We start from the raw sequence: 15683 nt of genomic DNA on the forward strand, positions 1-15683 counted from the left end.
CATATCGAGTACAAGCATGAGAGAACCGCGACGCGCGTCGATGTGACGCACTGTGATTCACCTCACTTCGACGTCACACTCGGCGCTTCGCCCGACCTCCTGATCTCCGTATGCGGCATCACCGCCGCCCGAGAGACCGGGAGAACTTCCATGCGCACCATCATCCGCGACGTCCGCCTGTTCGACGGTGAACGGACCACACCCCGCGCCACCGTGCTGATCGTCGACGACCGAATCACCGAATACGACGGCGGCGGCGCTGATCTGGAGATCGATGGCGTGGGCAAAACCCTCCTGCCCGGCTTGATCGACGCCCACACCCACACCTTCGACGCCGGTGACCTGGCCAAGGCGCTGGCCAATGGCGTCACCACCGAACTCGACATGTTCTGCCTCCCCGCGAATCTGGCGACCCAGCGCGCACAGGCCGCCGCACGTGACGACATCGCCGACTTCCGCAGCTCGGGCACATTGGCCACGACGCCCGGCGGGCACCCGAGCCAGCTCATGTCCGCCCCCGGTATCGAGGAACTCGGCATCGAACCGATCGAGACGATCGCCGACCCCGGCCACGCCGTCGATTTCGTCCGAGCCCGGCTCGCCGAGGGCGCCGACTACCTCAAGATCGTCATCGACGACGGCGCGGTACACGGCACCGAACTCCCGGTCCTGTCCGCGGAGACGGCCACGGCGCTGGTCGAGGCCGCACACGCCGCGGATCTGCGAGTCATCGCGCACGCCATCACCGCGGCCGAGGTCCGCATCGCGGTGGACGCGGGCGTCGACGGCCTCGCGCACGTCTGGACCGATACCTCCGCGGCCTCCGACGAACTCGTGGAACGGATTGCCGCCCAGGGCATTTTCGTGGTCAGCACGCTGGTGTATTTCGAGGCGATCACCCAGCGGACCATCGAGGTCCCCGATTGCGCGGAACCCGGTACCGCGGTGGGCGCACGGGCCGTCGCCCGCGCGCTACACCGGGCGGGTGTGCCGCTGCTGGCGGGTACCGACGCGACTCCGTTCGTACCCGTCCACGGCGCCGACCTGCATCGCGAACTCCTCCTGCTCACCGACGCGGGCCTCGGCAACGAACAAGCACTCGCGGCGGCGACCAGCCTGCCCGCACGGTATTTCGGACTCGCCGATCGCGGCCGGATCGCACCGGGCCTACGTGCCGATCTCCTCCTCGTCGACGGCGACCCGACCACCGACATCACGGCCACCACGGCGATCGCGGACGTCTGGCGGCGCGGTGTCCGCCACACGCACTGATACCGAATCCGATGCGGGACAGCAGAAAGTAGAAGAGATGACCGGATCGATGGCGCGGGCCGCCACGTGGCCGCTGATGTTGTTCCGCGGCACCGCCACCCTGGCGGCGCTGCTGGTGCTGAGCCAGGCGGTACTCGCGGGCGGATTCCTTTCCGGACGGTACGAGGCACTGGCCATGCACGGACGCAACGGCGGTGTCGTCGCGATCGTCATGCTCTGTCAGACCATCGCGGCGGTGCTGTTGTGGCGCTTCGGCTCCGGACCGTCCTGGCCCGTACGGACCGGCCTCATCCAGCTGGTGATCGCGGCCGCGCTGATTCCGCTCGGCGAGGAACGGGTGCTGGCGGTGCACGTGCCACTGGCGGTCGGGCTGGCCATCGGCACGGCGATGCTGATGTCGTGGGCGTGGCGGTGGCAGCGATGAGCGGGAGGTTGAGCAGGCGCGGATTCCTCCGGGTGAGTGCCGGAGCCGGGGCCGGGGCGGCGCTCGGCGCGGCCGGATGGCGCACCGGTGGCCGCCTGCTGGAGCCAGGGCAGCCAGGGTTGTTGCTGCCCAGTTCGATTCCGTTGCCCGAGGCGTTCCGGGTGCGGCTTCCGGTGCCCGGGGTGCTGGCTCCGGTGCGCAGTGACGCGACCACCGATTACTACGAAATCGTGCAGCGCGAAGCGGATCTCGATATCGTGCCCGGCCTGCGCACCCGGGCGTGGACCTATCACGGCAGCTTCCCGGGGCCGACGATCCACGCTGGATCGGGTCGCCGCACGGTGGTGCGGCATCGCAACGAGCTGCCGCATCCGGTCGTCGTGCATCTACACGGTGGCCACACGCCCGCCGACAGCGACGGCTATCCGATGGATGTCATCCTGCCGCAGGATTCCACCACCGCCGCGACAGACCCTGGCGGACACGGCATCCCGCCCAGCGCAGGCCACGGTAGGCCGCCGATCCCGGACCATGCCGGACACGGCGGCATGTCCATGGCGGGCAATATCGCATTCGGCGAGCGTGACTACATCTATCCGAATGTCCAACGTGCGGCCACATTGTGGTACCACGACCACCGACACGGATTCACCGGTCCGGCAGTCTGGCAGGGCTTGGCGGGATTTCATCTGATCACCGACGATGAGGAGGCAGCGCTGCCGCTGCCCACCGGCGACCGCGATATTCCGCTGATGATCACCGACCGCTCCTTCGCCGCGGACGGTTCCTTCGCCTATCCACTCGCGGACCCGGCCCTGCGCACCCCCGGCGTCACCGAGCCGTACATGAACGGGGTACTCGGCGATGTCATCCTCGTCAACGGCGCCCCGTGGCCTACCCTCGAGGTCGACCCGGTGCGCTATCGCCTGCGCCTGCTCAACGCATCCAACGCCCGCCGCTACCGCCTGACGCTCGACCCCCCACCTCCCGGCGGTGGTGGACTCGTTCAAATCGGTAGCGACGGAGGGTTATTGGAGCGACCCGCCGCACACGACACACTGGATATCTCCCCCGCCGAACGCTTCGATCTCATTGTCGATTTCGCGCGCTACCGGCCGGGGACGCGGGTGCGCCTGCGGAACACGCTCGGCGCCGGCCGCACCGCCGAGGTAATGCGCTTCGACATCACCGGATCCGCGGTCCACGACGACAGCGCCATTCCGGACCGTCTGTCCCATATCGACCGGCTCGACCCCGCCGCCGCGGTCGCGATGCGCACCTTCCACTTCCAACTCCGCGCACACGGCTGGACCATCAACGGCCACCCGTACCAACCCGGCCGCGCACTGGCCCGCCCAACCCTCGGCGCCACCGAAATCTGGCGTTTCATCACCGATTTCCACCATCCGGTGCACGTCCACCTCGACCCGTTCCAAGTCCTCACCCGCAATAACCGTGCACCGGGCCGCTACGACCTCGGCTGGAAGGACACCGTCGACGTCCGCCCCACCGAGGCCGTCGAGGTAGCCGTCCGCTTCACCGACTATCCGGGGTCGTTCATGCTGCATTGCCACAATCTCGAACATGAGGATATGGCGATGATGGCGGATTTCGTCACCGGGTGATTCGGCCCGGAGGTGGCGGACGGATCCCACACAGCACTGGGGGCCGACCCGTGGGTCGGCCCCCAGTTCCCGGATTTCCCGGCCGATCTCAGACGCGGTCGGCCGCGTACCACGCGGCGGGCCAGATGGCCCATCCGTAGTTGGTGTGGGCACCGGGATCGATGCCCGCGCCGCAGATCGGATCACCGCCCGCGCAGTAATTCGCTGTGCGCCAAGCATACAAACCCGGCACGTTCCAGCCGATCAGCCGGAGCGGATCTCCGAACAGCAGCACCGCCGCCACCTTCGATTCGAGATAGACCGGCAGCGTGTGGATGCCGGGCAATATGGTGACGATGCCGGTACCGAGGACCCCGTGGGTCACCGCCGCACCCTGCGAGTAGCCGACCAGGATGAACCGCTGATCGGGGCAGCGCGCCGCCTGCCCGATGATGTGGTTGGTCATATCCCTTGTGCCATCGGCGAGCGACGAAGGCACCAGCAGATTCGCCGGGTAATTCACCGCGTACGCGGTCGAATCGACCGGAAGTGCCTCTGTCAGTGCGCCATACAGTGAATCGCCGATAACGTTGCCGAGCCACCCGGGTTCCCCGGTGCCCCGAGCAACGACGACGTCCACCGCCGCGCACTCATTCGCCCACGCGTTCGCGCCTAGGCTTGCCGCTCCCGCGACCAGCACCACTACCGCGAATGCTCGTACCAGACGCCACTTCTCGTAGCGATCTACCCTTCGGATTGCCATCGTGATCACCCACTCACGCCGTTGTGAGAAGCCGAGTGACGCTTGTCAGTGACAAGCGCCACTCGGCTATATCCGCGAAGGTAAGAACGGCGGGAGGGACCGTCAAGCAACTCGACCCAAGCGAGACCTTGTCAACGCATAATCGTTGTGCGCGTGGCCTTTCCTACGGAACGAGAACCGCTGCGCCGGCGAAACGTCCGTGTGCGAGATCGGCGAGCGCGCGGTCCGCGCTATCGAGGGAGTACCCCCGCGCAGTCACAGTTATCCTCTGTTCGCCCGCGAAATCGAGGAATTCACGGGCATCGGCGCGGGTATTGGCAGTCACCGAGCGAATCTCGCGCTCCTGGAACAGATGCCGTTGATAATTCAGGACCGGGATATCGCTGAGATGGATCCCCGCGATCGCCAGCACCCCACCCCGATCCAGCGCTGCCAGCGCGGGTGGCACCAACTCCCCCACCGGGGCGAACATGATCGCCGAATCCAACGGCACCGGAGGCGAATCCGCGGCGCCCTGCACCGAGGCCGCGCCGAGTTCCCTGGCCAGTTCACGCGCGGCCGGATCGCGGGTCATCACGTGCACCTCGGCGCCGCGCGCGAGCGCGACCTGCGCGGCGATGTGCGCGCTGCCGCCGAACCCGTAGATCCCCAGTCGTCCGCCGGGCGGCACCGACGCACGCTGTAGCGCGCGGTACCCGATGATGCCAGCGCATAGCAGCGGCGCGGTCTCCACATCGGCGTATCCCGCGGGCAGTCGCAACGCGTAATCGGCTGGTACCGTGGTGAATTCGGCGTATCCGCCATCGGCATCCCAACCGGTGTACGCGGAGTTCGGGCAGAGGTTCTCGGCTCCGCGCACGCAGTATCGGCACACCCCGCAGGTGTGCCGCAACCATGCGATGCCGACCTTGTCACCGATCGCGAATCCGGGCTGGGGTACCCCACCCCGATCCGGCCCGCTCGCACCACGCCCCACTGCGCTGTCGGCCCCACCCGTATCGTGCGGACCCGCTGCCGTAGGGGTGTCGACCGGGCCGTCACGCCCGGGGACGCCGGGCCCGACCGCCACCACTTCCCCGACCACCTCGTGCCCCGGCACCACCCCGACGCGGTGGACCGGCAAATCCCCCTCTGCCACGTGGAGATCCGTGCGGCACACGCCGCAGGCCGACACGCGCACCAATAGTTCGCCGACGCCCGGCTCCGGCACGGATTCGCGCACCACATCCAGCGGCGCGTCATCGATCGGTCCCGGCCGACGCACACGCCAAGCCGTCATCGTCCCGCCGTGTCCCGCGTCCATCGCATCCCTCCGCTCGGATCCGCACCATCCGGTGCATGCCAACGCCGCGTGCCCAACATGCTCGGCATCGAAACACGTCGGACCGCACACGAACGCCACGCCGACCCGCATCGCCGACCGCGCACCGCGCCAGCGAACCGGTGGCGACCGCCGACATCTCATCATGCGCCGAGATCCGGCCCCGGGACGTGCGACAGGCGCGGAGATCGGCGAGAACCGCGCCGATTCGGACCGCGGATTACTTCCCGCACCGTTTCGACATCGAGCGACCCGGTTTCTGATACATTTCTGTATCGAATACATTGCTGTATCAAACGGGCCGAAATGTCCGTTTCCATGGAGGAGGCGCGGACTGCCGTCATCAACCGCCCCAAGTACGCCCCGGCGCATCACCCGCAGGCGCACCGAGACGCGCAACCGCCTGCTCACGGCCGCCTACGAGGTATTCGCCGAGGAGGGGTTCGGCCACGCGTCGGTGGAACGGGTCTGCGAGCGCGCCGGTTTCACCCGGGGCGCCTTCTACTCCAACTTCAGCTCGCTCGACGAACTGTTCCTCGCCATGTGGGAACAGCGATCCGCCGCCATGCTGACCGATGTGCGGATGGCACTGGACGGCATCGCCGCCGACGGCGTCCGCGATATCCGCGACGCCGTCGACCGGCTCGAACACGCCGTACCGCTGGATGAGGCGTGGTACCGCATCACCGCCGAATTCACCGCGCACGCGCTGCGCACTCCGGAGCTGCGGCGCGCCATGGCGACCCGCGAGGACGCGATCGTCGCGGCGCTGATGCCGACCGTGGTCGACGCACTGTCCCGCATCGGCCGCACCGTCCCCGACCCCGTCGCGCTCGGCCAGGCGATCGTCGCCGTCCACGACGGCACCACCGTGCAGGTCCTGATGGAACCCCGCAGTAGGCGGGTGCGCCGCAGACGCACCGACCTGCTGATCCACGTCGTGGTGGCCTACAGCGTGCCGGATCCCGGCGTAACCCCCACCCCCACCGAAGGATGAATATGACCAACTGCAGTCCCGAATTCGCGCGTACGGCCGATGTCATCGTGGTCGGCGCGGGCCTGGCCGGACTGGTGGCGGCATACGAACTCGCCAAGGCAGGCCGCAAGGTTCACCTGCTGGATCAGGAGAACCGCAACAACCTCGGCGGACAGGCCTTCTGGTCGCTGGGTGGACTGTTCTTCGTGGACAGCCCGGAACAGCGCCGCCTCGGCATCAAGGACTCCTACGAGCTGGCCATGCAGGATTGGCTGGGTTCGGCGGGCTTCGATCGCGACGACGAGGACCATTGGGCGCGCCAGTGGGCCGAGGCGTATGTCCGCTTCGCCGCCACCGAGAAGCGGGACTACGTGCACGACTTGGGCTTACGGGTTACCCCGCTGGTCGGCTGGGCCGAACGCGGCGGCGGCTTCGCCGACGGGCACGGGAATTCGGTGCCGCGCTTCCACCTCACCTGGGGCACCGGCCCGGAGGTGGTGCGGATCTTCGCCGAACCCGTGCTCGAGGGCGAGCAGCGCGGCCTGGTCGGGTTCAGCTTCCGGCATCGCGTGGACGAACTGATCGTCGAGGACGGTGCGGTGGTCGGCGTGCGCGGCAGCGTGCTCGAGGACACCGATCTCGAACGTGGCCGGGCCTCCTCGCGCACCGTGGTCGGCGATTTCGAATTCCGCGCGCAGGCGGTGGTGGTCACCTCCGGCGGCATCGGTCACAACCACGAGCTGATCCGCCGCAACTGGCCCACCGACCGGCTCGGCCCGTGCCCGGAGACGCTGATCTCCGGCGTGCCCGCCCACGTGGACGGCCGGATGCTCGGCATCACCGAGGCCGCGGGCGGCGCCATCGTGAATCGGGACCGCATGTGGCATTACACCGAAGGCATCATGAACTGGGATCCGATCTGGCCGGACCATGCCATCCGGATCATACCCGGTCCTTCCTCGCTGTGGTTCGATGCGAATGGAAAGCGTTTGCCCGCACCGTGTTTCCCGGGGTTCGACACCAATGCCACGATGAAGGAGATCCTCGCGAGCGGATACGATTACTCCTGGTTCGTGCTCACCCAGTCGATCATCGAGAAGGAGTTCGCGCTGTCGGGCTCCGAGCAGAACCCGGATATCACCGGCAAGGATCTGAAACTCACCCTCAAGAGCCGCCTCGCCAAGGGCGCGCCGGGGCCGGTGGAGGCGTTCAAACAGCACGGCGTGGACTTCGTCGTCGCCGATACCCTGCGCGAACTCGTGGAGGGCATGAACAAGATCGCCCGCGGCCCGCAACTGGACTTCGAAACCTTGGAGCGCCAGATCATCGCGCGCGATCGCGAGATCGGCAATAAGTACGGCAAGGACAGCCAGCTGATGGCGATCACCAACGCGCGCCAGTACTTCGGCGACAAAGCGGGCCGGGTCGCCAAACCGCACCGCATCCTGGATCCGTCGCACGGCCCGCTCATCGCGGTCCGGCTGAATATCCTGACCCGCAAGACCCTCGGCGGCCTCCAGACCAATTTGGACTCCCAGGTGATGCGCGCGGATGGCACGCCGTTCCCCGGGCTGTACGCCGCGGGTGAGGTCGCCGGCTTCGGCGGCGGCGGCGTGCACGGCTACAACGCGCTGGAGGGCACCTTCCTCGGGGGGTGCATCTTCTCCGGGCGGGCCGCGGGCCGAGCGTTGGCGGGTGTGCTCGCGGCGCGTTGAATCCCGTACTCCGCTAGGTTCTACAGCCGGACAGCGTGGTCTGGTTCTCGTCGTACTGCGTCGGTATCTCCGCGGGCGCGGGCGGGGCAGGCGGGGCGACCGTGTAGAGGCGGATACCGGTCATCCCCGTCTCCGACCCGGGCGTGATGCCCCACAGCTCGGCCTCGTGCCCGTAGATATCGGTCACCCGCACCACGAACGGGCCCGCGCCCGCGCCGGCGATCGTCCAGTAGTTGTCCATGCCGCGGATGAGCTGTCGCCACGCCCCGCCCGCCGCGGCACGAATGGCGACTTGGCGGAGCGGATTTCCGGTGCCGGAGAACAGGATCGCGAGCCATTCGGCCGAGGAGTCCGGCTTCACCGCATAGCTCAGCTCGGGCGCCGGAATGGGGTCGCGTACCGCCGAGTAGCGGATGTCCGCGACGCCGTGGGCGCGTTCGGCGATCTGATCGAAGGCCGCGGTACTCAGATCCAGTTGTCCCGGAGCACATCCCGGGCAATGGTCGGCGATGAGCACCCGGACCGCACCGTGCGGACCGCGCACATCGAGGTAGCCGCCGCACAGATCACCGTATCCGTACTCCTCGGTGGAGATGCCCACATAGAACCCGTCCGGCGGCAGCCCCGGGAACGAACACGCCACCCCGGAGCCCAAAGAGTAGTAACGCGCCTCTCCGGGCACCGACGGCCCGGACGTTTGTCTTGCGAATCCGGAACTGCTGGTGGCGAAGGGAATCCGGGTCGGCGACGGCTCCTCGGATATGGTCGGCGTAGCATCGCAGGTGGGCGGGTCGGGCTGGGTCGCCCACACCACGATCCCCACGACGGCCAGCGACGCGCCCAGAGCGGACCACAACCACCCCGAGCGGAAATGATGTTCCTGCATCGGTATTCGGTGCACCGCAAACCCCGACTTCCGGCTCACCCAACTCGCGGACTCTCCATCCTGACCCTCTCAGGAAAGCAGCAGAAGTGCGCGCCCATGCCGTGAACGAAAATTCTCCGCAGTGAAACAGTCAATCTTCGGCAATCCGGCGGCAAATACCCCGCATTCGCCGTGGAGCGGGTCGGGGTTCGCCGGAAAAGATCCGACCGGCCGCTATGACGACACGCGCTCCAGCACCTCATCGACCTCGGACAGCTGATGGTCCATCCGGTCCCGCTTGGCACGCAGGTACCGGATATTGTGCTCGGTCGGCGTCGACTGCAATGGGATCCGCTGCACCACCGCGATACCGCGCTCCTCGAGCCCGGCCTGTTTGGCGGGATTGTTGCTCAGCAGCCGCACCGACCGGACCCCGAGATCGGCCAGCACCTGCGCACCCGCGGTGTACCGCCTGGCGTCCACCGGCAGACCCAATGCGAGATTCGCCTCGACGGTGTCGGCGCCGCGATCCTGAAGCTGGTAGGCGCGCAACTTGTTCAGCAATCCGATCCCGCGCCCCTCCTGCCCGCGCAGATACACGACAACGCCGCTGCCCGCCTCGGCGACCGCATGCAGCGCGGCGTCCAGCTGATCACCGCAATCACAGCGCAGCGAGCCGAGCGCGTCGCCGGTGAGGCACTCCGAATGCAATCGAGCCAGCACGGCATCGGCACCGAGCTGTCCGTAAACCAGTGCCAGGGTTTCGGTTCCGGTGACCTCATCGCGGTAGCCGACCACCCGGAACTCGCCGAATCGAGTGGGAAGCCGGGTCTCGACCACCCGGGTCACGGTGCGCTCCACCCGCCGCCGATAGTCGATCAGGTCGGCGATGGAAATGATCGGAAGCCCGTGCGCGCGGGCGAAGTCCAGCAATTCCGGCAGCCGCGCCATGGACCCGTCGTCGCGCACGATCTCGGCGATCACGCCCGCGGGGCGCAGTCCCGCGAGCCGGGCGAGATCGACCGCCGCCTCGGTGTGGCCGGGCCGGCCGAGCACCCCGTCGGGGTTGGCGCGCAACGGGAAGACGTGTCCGGGCCGGGTCAGCTCGCCGGGACCGGTGCGCGGATCGGCCAGCACCTGTACGGTGCGGGCACGATCGGCGGCCGAGATACCGGTGCTGATTCCGGTCGCCGCATCCACCGAGACGGTGTACGCGGTGCCCTTCGGGTCCTCGTTGATCGGGGTCATCGGTGGCAGCCGCAGCCGGTCCAGATCCTCGCCGGCCATCGGCGCGCACAGCACGCCGCTGGTGTGCCGGACCATGAAGCCGATGGTCTCCGGTGTCGCCTTCGAGGCGGCGAGCACCAGATCGCCCTCGTTCTCCCGGTTCTCGTCGTCGACGACGACAACCATGCCGCCCGCCGCGATCGCGGCGACCGCCGCCTCGATCGTGTCCAGCGAACGCTGCTGCGCGAATTCGGTACGCATGACCACCTCCTATATTTCTAGTAGAAATACTTCTAATAGAAATAAGAAGCGGCAGTCCCGCTCAGCGGACAGGCCTCAGGACGCGCGGCGACCCTTACCCTTCGGCGATCGTTTCGGCTGCTCCCGCGCCAGCTTGTCGACATCGGCGAGCAGTTCCCTTGCGAAATCGCGCTCGGCCTCGTAGTGGCGCACACACCAGCGCAGCACCGCGCCCGGATAGGCCCAGTCCGGATTCTCGTCGGCGCCCTCGGCATCCACCTCGGCCAGTTTGCGCATCCGCTCCGCATACCCGATGTGCTCGGTCAGAATCTCCCGCAGTCGGTCCGGCTCGGCCAGATGACCCAACCAGGCCCGCAACATCACGCTGTGCTTGAGCACGGGAGCCTCGACGGGAGCGTGGTTGACCCACTGCGCCGCCGCCGCACGCCCGCTCGCGGTAATCGCGTACATTCGCTTGCCGCGCACGCCGTCATCCTGCAGGACGGTGCGCGAGGTGGCGTAGCCGTGCTTCTCCAGCCGCTTCAGCTCGGCGTAGATCTGGCTGAACGATGGGCTCCAGTAGAAGAACTGCAGGCTCCAGTCCGCCCACTTCTTCAGGTCGTAGCCGGACAATTCCTCGGCGTGCGAGAGCATTCCGAGCACGGCCCAGCTCGTGGTCGGCAGGTCGGGTACCCCGCTACCCGCCGCGGCAGATTTCGCATCACTCACGGTTGGACTATATCGCCTAGGCATATTCCGGGAGAGAAAATCTCGCTCAGCGGGACTGTCGCGCGGGCAGACCCGGCTATATACCGGGTAGGCATATACCTAACGCAACGTCCCGTTGAGTGAGATTGGCGCGGTCCGATTCACACCCCTTTGTGACAGGTTTCACAACACCATCTCGAACACCCCGAACGCAGTTCCCGAACACCGCGAACGTAGTTCCCCGATCAACGGAGCGTGGCAATGTCCACCATTCCCAAGGACCCTGTGACGGCCGAGAGTTCCGGCACGGCAACGGAACCGGCCGACGACACCGGTCGCCTCGACGGCGCGTCGCGCGCCCGGATCTTCGCCGTACTCGCGGTCATCGTGCTGTTCACCGAGGTCGCCCCGATGCAGTACACGATCGTCGCGGCCGCACTGCAGAAGATCGCGCCGACATTTCCCGGCGTCGGCGCCAATATCAACTGGGCCATCATCGTCTTCGGCCTGATCGGCGCCGCCGCCTCGCCGTTGATCGGCAAGATGAGCGATGTCTGGGGCAAGAAGCGGATGTTCCTGGTCTGCGGCGTCCTCTTCATGCTCGGCTGCGTACTCGACGCGGTCACCTCGAACTGGGCCATCTTCCTGATCGGCCGCGGGCTCCAGGCCACCGCCATCGCCACCGCGGTCATCGCCTACGGCCTGATCCGAGATCTGATGCCGCGCAAATATGTCCCGCTCGGCCTCGGCATCACGGCCACCGGCCTCGGACTGTCCGCGGTGGCGGGTCCGCTGCTGGGCGGATATCTGGTCGACAACTACAGCTGGCGCGCCATCTTCTGGTGCCTGGCCGGATTCACCCTGCTGATGCTGCCGCTGGTGGCGATCGTGGTCCCGGAGTCCAAGCTGCGCGTTCCCGAACGCATCGACGTGATCGGCGCCGTCCTGCTGTCCGCGGGCGCCGCGCTCACCCTGATCTATCTGGACAAGGGCCAGGACTGGGGCTGGAGCAGGCCGGGGACGTTGATCTGGCTGATCGGCGGCTTCGCACTGCTCGTCCTGTTCGTGGTGGTGGAGACCAGGGTCTCGCGGCCGATCATGGATATGAAACTGCTCTTCCACCCCCGGGTCGCGCTGGTTTTGGCGGGCGCGCTGTTCGCCTCCTTCCTCATCGGCGTCCAGTCCTACGCCATGGGCTATATGACCCAGACGCCCGACGAGGCGACCATCGCGGGCAAGGTACACGAGGGCACACTGGTCCAGCTCCAAGCGCAGACCGGTCAGCCGCTGCCACCGGAGGCGGTCCAGGTGACACTCGATCCGGGCTACACCTACGGAAACGGTTACACCCTGCTCGAATTCGCGATCCGCATCGCGCTACTGCAGGCGGTCCTCGCCATGATCTGCGGCGCACTGGCCGGCGTCCTGGCTCGCCGGATCGGCGCCCGCCTCCCGCTGGTCTCCGCGCTGACGCTATTCGCCGCCGCCGGTGTCTGCTACGCCGTCCTCCCGCACACCTCGGCCGTATTCCTCTGGGTGAGCGCCATTTTCGGCATCGGCTTCGGCTTCTACTACGCCTCCATGCCCATCCTCATGGTCGAGGCGGTACCGCAGGAACAGCAGGGCATCAGCCTCGGCATGCTCGGTGTCATGCAATCCATGGGCGTCGCCGTCGGCCTCGCCATCGTGACCGCCTTCCTCACCGCCAACCCGATGTCCGCACTCGTCAGCGTCGCGGGCCAACCGGCCCAACCCGCGCCCGTGCCCGGAATCTTCGGCGATCACGGCTACGAAATGGGCTTCTGGTTCGCGGCGGGCGCCTCTGTCCTCGCCCTGCTCATAGCCCTGGCCATGCGCCACGGTCGCACACCGGCCACCGGTGGCACCGCCCACTGACCCGGAGCGGGCCGGTGACCACATCGCACCGGCCCGCCGTCGCGTGCCGCGCACCCGATGCCGCGCCGAATGGCGGTGCGAGTAATGTCGCCGCCATGTCGCGTACGCGCATCATTCGCATCGCTACCCGTTCCAGCCCGATGGCCCTGGCTCAGGCCGAGCACGTCGCCGATCTACTCGCGGGGCTCGGGGTGGGCAGCGAGCTCGTCAAGGTGACCACCGCCGGGGATCGGTGGATGGGTGATCTGTCGAAGCTCGGCGGTAAGGGCGCCTTCGTCAAGGAAATCGATCTCGCGCTGCTCGCCGACGAGGCCGATCTCGCCGTGCACTGCCTCAAGGACATTCCCGGGGATATCCCGGTGCCGGAGGGCCTGGCGTTCGCCGGGTATCTGGCCCGCGAGGACGTGCACGACGCGGTGATCACCCGCACCGGCGCACCGCTGGCCGAACTACCTGCGGGCACGGTGGTCGGCACCAGCTCGGTGCGGCGCACCGCCCAGCTGCGGCTGCACCACCCGCACCTGGCGGTGAAACCATTGCGCGGCAACGTGAACACCCGGCTGGCACGCCTCGAAGAGGGCCATGTCGACGTGCTCATCGCCGCGGTCTCCGGTCTGCACCGGGTCGACCAGGCGCACCGCATCACCGAAACCCTCGACCTCGAGACCATGCTCCCGCCGATCGGCGCCGGTGTCATCGCGCTACAGTGCCGCGCGTCCGATACCCAGCTCCTGGATCTCGGCGCGCAACTCGATCACGCCGAGACGCATCGGCACGCCGACGCCGAACGCGCGATGCTGCACGCCCTACAGGGCCACTGCAATTCCCCCATCGCCGGCTACGCCACCACCGACGCCACCGGCCGACTCACCTTGCACGGCAAGGTCTTCAACCTCGACGGCACCCGGTGGCTGGATGCCCAGCACTGGGGCGTCCCCGAAGACCCCCAGGCCCTCGGCTTCTTCGTCGGGGCCGATCTGCTGCGCCAGGGCGCACGCGGACTCATCGACTCCATTCCGCACTGATCCGGGCCGACCGCGGGTGCGAGACCCGCGGAGGCGATTACCGGGCGAATTCAGCGCCAGCGGGCGTGACGGGGGAACAGCGCGCGACCCGCTTCGTGAGCGACCTCGACGAGCACGCGCGCCAAACGAGCGGTGTCCAATGCGGGGCGCTCGCCGGTGATCTGACCGGACAGCGACAGTGCGGCGACCGCCGCACCGCGACCGCGGACGGGCACCGCGACGCAGGCGATGCCGGTCACCGACTCCTCGTTATCCACCGCGATACCCTGCCGGTGCCGGATTCGAGCCAGCTCGCGATGCAATTCCGCTCTGTCGCAAATGGTTCGGGGTGTCAGCTGCGGTAGCCGGTCGCGGAAGGACGCCTCGACAATGCTCGGTTCGAGCGAGGCGAGCAGCGCCTTGCCGAGCGCGGTGCTGTGCGCGGGCATCCGGCCGCCGAGGCGGGTCGGGACGTGCACGGTACAGCGGCCGCCCGCCTTGTCCAGGTACAGCACCTCGCGGCCGTCGAGCACGCCGAGATGTCCGACCATGCCGGTGCGCTGGCTCAGATCGTGCAGCAGCGGGCTCACCACATCGCGAATCTCGTTGTGGTCAGCCGCGAGTCCGCCCAATTCGAGGGTCCGCAGCCCGAGCCGGTAACCGCCCGGGGCGTGTGCCAGCCACCGTAGGCGGATCATCTGGTCCAGGATGCGATGCACCGTGGAGCGCGGCAGACCCGTGCGCTCGGCCAAGCCGAGCAGGGTCAGAGTCGGCGTCGCGCCGTCGAAGGCATCCAGGATCAATGTCATTCGCTCGATCATGGACACCGGCGGCTGGGCCGGCCTGGCGGCCGCTCGACCCGTCCCCGTCCACAACTCTCCGGACTCGGGATGGGTCAGCACCTCGACCGTCATGGCTCACCTCCATTGTGTAGCGCATCCAGCTTAAGAGTATTTCGATTAGGCATGCGCCATTTCGGCACGCATGCTTGTGTCACCAATCACAGTGCCGTCGCCGCGTCGAGCCCGAATCCCGGAAACTACGTAGATCGCTACGGATCTTCTCGGTAGCCGGAATCCATCCTTGACACCCCCTCGACAGCACCGCTTACCGTCATGGCGAAACGGAATATTTCTAGTAGAAACTAGGAGCGTCATGGCCGTCGATCTCGACTTCAAGGCCGTCCTCGGCCGGTTCTGCACCGGAATCACCGCGGTCACCGCGCTGGCGGACGATCAACCGCTCGGCTTCGCCTGCCAGTCCTTCTCCGCACTGTCGCTGGACCCGCCCGCGGTCGCCCTGTTCCCGGCCCGGACCTCCACCACCTGGCCGCGCATCCGCGAGGTCGGCCGGTTCTGCGTGAACATCCTGGCCGCCGATCAAGAGGATGTCTGCCGACAACTCGGTCGCAGCGGACCGGACAAATTCGCCGACCTCGGCTGGGACCGCTCCCCCAACGGCTCGCCATTGCTGGCCGGGGCCATCGCCTGGATCGACTGCACACTCGAGCGCGAGGTGGACGGCGGTGACCACACCATCGTGGTCGCGCACGTCAGCGGGCTCGGCGAGCAGCGCGACGCGCCGCCGCTGCTGTTCTACCGCTCCGCCTACGAACGCCTCGCGGTGGTGTGACCCGCGTCTCCCGATCAGTGGGACGTCACCTTTCCG

14 protein-coding genes are annotated in these 15683 nt (G+C 67.6%); 8 read left to right on the forward strand and 6 right to left on the reverse strand.

Annotation, left to right across the window (positions count from 1 at the left end):
* The first annotated feature begins 150 nt into the window (after nucleotides 1–150).
* The 3 genes from AB0H61_RS08480 to AB0H61_RS08490 are packed head-to-tail and all read left to right on the forward strand — an operon-like array spanning nucleotide 151 to nucleotide 3321.
* Nucleotides 151–1272: an amidohydrolase family protein gene (locus AB0H61_RS08480; RefSeq protein WP_357300764.1), complete on the forward strand. Its 1122-nt coding sequence runs from the start codon at nucleotides 151–153 to the stop codon at nucleotides 1270–1272.
* Nucleotides 1273–1309: 37 nt separating this feature from the next.
* Nucleotides 1310–1696 carry a hypothetical protein gene (locus AB0H61_RS08485; protein WP_357300765.1) on the forward strand — a complete coding sequence of 129 codons (387 nt, stop codon included), beginning with the start codon at nucleotides 1310–1312 and terminating at the stop codon, nucleotides 1694–1696.
* Entirely contained in the window at nucleotides 1693–3321 is a 1629-nt protein-coding gene (locus AB0H61_RS08490; protein WP_357300766.1) for a multicopper oxidase domain-containing protein, read from the forward strand. Before AB0H61_RS08485 ends, AB0H61_RS08490 begins: the two co-directional genes overlap by 4 nt.
* Before the next feature lie 88 nt (nucleotides 3322–3409).
* On the opposite strand, the gene AB0H61_RS08495 is transcribed toward AB0H61_RS08490, so the two are convergent.
* Complete coding sequence (locus tag AB0H61_RS08495; RefSeq protein ID WP_357300768.1) at nucleotides 3410–4063, reverse strand: cutinase family protein; 654 nt, start codon at nucleotides 4061–4063, stop codon at nucleotides 3410–3412.
* 163 nt (nucleotides 4064–4226) lie between these two features.
* Complete coding sequence (locus AB0H61_RS08500) at nucleotides 4227–5342, reverse strand: zinc-binding alcohol dehydrogenase family protein (protein WP_357300769.1); 1116 nt, start codon at nucleotides 5340–5342, stop codon at nucleotides 4227–4229.
* Nucleotides 5343–5718: 376 nt separating this feature from the next.
* Here AB0H61_RS08500 and AB0H61_RS08505 point away from each other — a divergent pair, with 376 nt between their 5' ends.
* Together AB0H61_RS08505 and AB0H61_RS08510 are read left to right on the forward strand one after the other, a co-directional pair.
* Entirely contained in the window at nucleotides 5719–6381 is a 663-nt protein-coding gene (locus AB0H61_RS08505) for a TetR/AcrR family transcriptional regulator (protein ID WP_357301312.1), read from the forward strand.
* Entirely contained in the window at nucleotides 6378–8075 is a 1698-nt protein-coding gene (locus tag AB0H61_RS08510; protein WP_357300771.1) for an FAD-binding dehydrogenase, read from the forward strand. The genes AB0H61_RS08505 and AB0H61_RS08510 overlap by 4 nt, the downstream gene beginning before the upstream one ends.
* A gap of 13 nt (nucleotides 8076–8088) precedes the next feature.
* Here AB0H61_RS08510 and AB0H61_RS08515 read toward each other — a convergent pair whose 3' ends face one another.
* From AB0H61_RS08515 to AB0H61_RS08525, 3 genes are all read right to left on the reverse strand, one after another.
* Nucleotides 8089–8961: an expansin EXLX1 family cellulose-binding protein gene (locus AB0H61_RS08515; RefSeq protein ID WP_357300773.1), complete on the reverse strand. Its 873-nt coding sequence runs from the start codon at nucleotides 8959–8961 to the stop codon at nucleotides 8089–8091.
* Nucleotides 8962–9174: 213 nt separating this feature from the next.
* Entirely contained in the window at nucleotides 9175–10428 is a 1254-nt protein-coding gene (locus tag AB0H61_RS08520; protein ID WP_357300775.1) for a bifunctional 3,4-dihydroxy-2-butanone-4-phosphate synthase/GTP cyclohydrolase II, read from the reverse strand.
* A 75-nt stretch (nucleotides 10429–10503) separates the two neighbouring features.
* Nucleotides 10504–11136, reverse strand: a complete 633-nt coding sequence (locus tag AB0H61_RS08525; RefSeq protein ID WP_357300777.1) for a PadR family transcriptional regulator — start codon at nucleotides 11134–11136, stop codon at nucleotides 10504–10506.
* A 240-nt stretch (nucleotides 11137–11376) separates the two neighbouring features.
* Here AB0H61_RS08525 and AB0H61_RS08530 point away from each other — a divergent pair, with 240 nt between their 5' ends.
* Both AB0H61_RS08530 and hemC read left to right on the forward strand, forming a co-directional pair.
* Entirely contained in the window at nucleotides 11377–13011 is a 1635-nt protein-coding gene (locus tag AB0H61_RS08530) for an MFS transporter (RefSeq protein ID WP_357300779.1), read from the forward strand.
* Between the two features lie 14 nt (nucleotides 13012–13025).
* On the forward strand, nucleotides 13026–14036 hold the full coding sequence (gene hemC / locus AB0H61_RS08535; RefSeq protein ID WP_357300780.1) for a hydroxymethylbilane synthase: 1011 nt from the start codon (nucleotides 13026–13028) through the stop codon (nucleotides 14034–14036).
* 50 nt (nucleotides 14037–14086) lie between these two features.
* On the opposite strand, the gene AB0H61_RS08540 is transcribed toward hemC, so the two are convergent.
* On the reverse strand, nucleotides 14087–14929 hold the full coding sequence (locus tag AB0H61_RS08540; protein ID WP_357300782.1) for an IclR family transcriptional regulator: 843 nt from the start codon (nucleotides 14927–14929) through the stop codon (nucleotides 14087–14089).
* Between the two features lie 241 nt (nucleotides 14930–15170).
* Between AB0H61_RS08540 and AB0H61_RS08545 the strand changes: the two genes are divergently transcribed.
* A complete protein-coding gene (locus AB0H61_RS08545; RefSeq protein WP_357300783.1) occupies nucleotides 15171–15647 on the forward strand; it encodes a flavin reductase family protein in 477 nt (158 codons plus the stop codon).
* Nucleotides 15648–15683 lie beyond the last annotated feature (36 nt).

The sequence above is a fragment of the Nocardia sp. NPDC050710 genome (genome assembly GCF_040654375.1).
In the GTDB taxonomy this organism is placed as follows: domain Bacteria; phylum Actinomycetota; class Actinomycetes; order Mycobacteriales; family Mycobacteriaceae; genus Nocardia.

What these genes read in the sequence shown, in the direction of transcription:
- AB0H61_RS08485 (WP_357300765.1), top strand. Translation starts at nt 1,310, where the DNA reads ATGACCGGATCGATGGCGCGGGCCGCCACGTGGCCGCTGATGTTGTTC.
- AB0H61_RS08510 (WP_357300771.1), top strand. Translation starts at nt 6,378, where the DNA reads ATGAATATGACCAACTGCAGTCCCGAATTCGCGCGTACGGCCGATGTC.
- AB0H61_RS08495 (WP_357300768.1), bottom strand. Translation starts at nt 4,063, where the DNA reads ATGGCAATCCGAAGGGTAGATCGCTACGAGAAGTGGCGTCTGGTACGA.
- AB0H61_RS08530 (WP_357300779.1), top strand. Translation starts at nt 11,377, where the DNA reads ATGTCCACCATTCCCAAGGACCCTGTGACGGCCGAGAGTTCCGGCACG.
- AB0H61_RS08520 (WP_357300775.1), bottom strand. Translation starts at nt 10,428, where the DNA reads ATGCGTACCGAATTCGCGCAGCAGCGTTCGCTGGACACGATCGAGGCG.
- AB0H61_RS08480 (WP_357300764.1), top strand. Translation starts at nt 151, where the DNA reads ATGCGCACCATCATCCGCGACGTCCGCCTGTTCGACGGTGAACGGACC.
- AB0H61_RS08490 (WP_357300766.1), top strand. Translation starts at nt 1,693, where the DNA reads ATGAGCGGGAGGTTGAGCAGGCGCGGATTCCTCCGGGTGAGTGCCGGA.
- AB0H61_RS08545 (WP_357300783.1), top strand. Translation starts at nt 15,171, where the DNA reads ATGGCCGTCGATCTCGACTTCAAGGCCGTCCTCGGCCGGTTCTGCACC.
- AB0H61_RS08540 (WP_357300782.1), bottom strand. Translation starts at nt 14,929, where the DNA reads ATGACGGTCGAGGTGCTGACCCATCCCGAGTCCGGAGAGTTGTGGACG.
- AB0H61_RS08500 (WP_357300769.1), bottom strand. Translation starts at nt 5,342, where the DNA reads ATGACGGCTTGGCGTGTGCGTCGGCCGGGACCGATCGATGACGCGCCG.
- AB0H61_RS08515 (WP_357300773.1), bottom strand. Translation starts at nt 8,961, where the DNA reads ATGCAGGAACATCATTTCCGCTCGGGGTGGTTGTGGTCCGCTCTGGGC.